This window comes from Ruminococcus sp. RTP21359st1_H3_RTP21359_211015, assembly GCF_040909065.1.
GTDB classification, from domain to species: domain Bacteria; phylum Bacillota; class Clostridia; order Oscillospirales; family Ruminococcaceae; genus Hominimerdicola; species Hominimerdicola aceti.
Map to the genome: position 1 here is coordinate 1 of NZ_JBDGDD010000074.1, position 1,841 is coordinate 1,841.

Genomic DNA, 1,841 nt, shown 5'->3' on the forward strand with positions numbered 1-1,841 from the left:
CTTTTAGGGGACTTCTATAAATTAAATCCCTGATTATAAGTTGCATAAGCGGATAAAATGCTTATATTTGCAGAAACAGACAAAATAATCATTGATCATGAACAAGTTAAGCCGCTATCGCAAGTTACGCTATAAAAGTGTGTTTGAATCCGAGAATCAATCGTCTCGCCTTAACGTGATAGGCAACCCACTAGAGAGACTGTCGTCATTGGTGGACTTTGAGATATTCCGTCCGACATTGGAAGCCTCTCTGTTCACAGGCGAGCGTAAGGGCAATGCCGGGCGTCCTCCCATAGATTGTGTGTTGATGTTCAAGATACTGTTTCTCCAGCGTTACTATGGCCTGAGTGACCATCAGATAGAATATCAGATAGTGGACCGCACCAGTTTCCGCGCTTTTCTGGGGATAGAGAACGTGGATGATGTACCGGACGAGAAGACAATCTGGAAGTATCGCGAAGCCCTCACGTCCGTCGGTGCGTATGACAAGTTGTTTGAAGACTTCCGTACGTTCATGGAGGCCAAGGGCCTTCAGTTCAACGAGGGGCGGATCATAGATGCCAGTTTTGTCGTTGCCCCACGCCAGCGCAACACTCGTGAGGAGAATGCGAAGATAAAGGAGGGCAAGGGCGACGAACTGTGGAATGACAATCCTCACAAGAAATTCCATAAGGATGTGGATGCCCGTTGGACGAAGAAGCGCGGTGACACGTTTTACGGCTACAAGCAGCATGTCAAGGTAGACAAAGGCAACAAGGTAATCCTCTCGTATGCAACAACGCCTGCCAATGTGCATGATTCCAAAGGTTTTGAGCAGCTGCTTGATGAGTCAGACAAGGATAAGGATTTGTATCTTGACGCAGGATATGCCGGGCAGGAGTCAACCGTGAAGGAGCATGGCATGAATCCGATAATCTGCGAGAAAGGCCGTCGGAATCATCCTCTGACAGAAAAACAGAAGGCTGAGAACAGGCGCAAGTCCAAGACCCGTTGCCTTGTCGAGCACGTATTCGGTTTTGAAGAGCAAAGTATGCACGGCCTTATTGTCAGGACAATAGGGATTGTACGGGCGAAGGCGAATGTGGCGATGACAAATTTGACCTACAACATCTTCCGCTACATCCAGATTGTGTGCAATAAACGTGAATTGGCGATTGCCCAATAAAAAGAGACGGGGTGTATCCTCAAAAATGCAAAAATCCCTCATTTTTTTTGGGGGGGGGGTAGATTAAATTGCTTAACTTTACGCAAGATTATCTTGCTCAAGACAGTTAAAGGGTTCTGCTGCCTTATGCAAGAAATAAAAAATGGAATTGATAGAACCCACCTAAAATATATAAATAGACAGCTGTGGGGAAAATGTGGGGAAAAATTAGATAATTAAAAAGGCTAAATGACTGGAAATAATCACTTAGCCTTTTAATCCGTACCCAGACCCGTACTTCGTAATTGCTGCGCCCATCATTCAAGACTGTCAAATCGGGTCTTTCCTGTCAAGCCAATGATGCCTATGCGTATGCCAAACACATGGATTACGGATTTCTCGTTCCGTGAACAAACACTTTATCCGCAACTCTGCTATGTGGTGTATTGGCTTAACTCCATTTCTATGGGCAACACTTTTGTTGCAGATTTCAAGCAGCTTTTATCGAAATACCCATCAGTAAGAACTCGTTTATTAGGCTTTCCTCATAATTGGGAACAAGAGCCTTTGTGGAGATAAAATAATTGCCCTGTTTCTTAAAAAGCACTGGGGCAAACCAGCTCCGTCTTTAATTGTTTCCAATAAATGGATTGTTTCAAGCCCCTATAGAAAGAGAACAAAAATTCCTGTGTAAAAA

Annotated in this window: 1 protein-coding gene; it reads left to right on the forward strand. The window is 44.4% G+C overall.

Annotated features, from left to right (window positions below):
- Nucleotides 1–97: 97 nt before the first annotated feature.
- A complete protein-coding gene (locus AB5Z01_RS13660; protein WP_065739412.1) occupies nt 98–1,165 on the forward strand; it encodes an IS5-like element IS1168 family transposase in 1,068 nt (355 codons plus the stop codon).
- Nucleotides 1,166–1,841: the final 676 nt, after the last annotated feature.

Coding starts and splice junctions, on each gene's coding strand:
- AB5Z01_RS13660 (WP_065739412.1), top strand. CDS start 98: ATGAACAAGTTAAGCCGCTATCGCAAGTTACGCTATAAAAGTGTGTTT.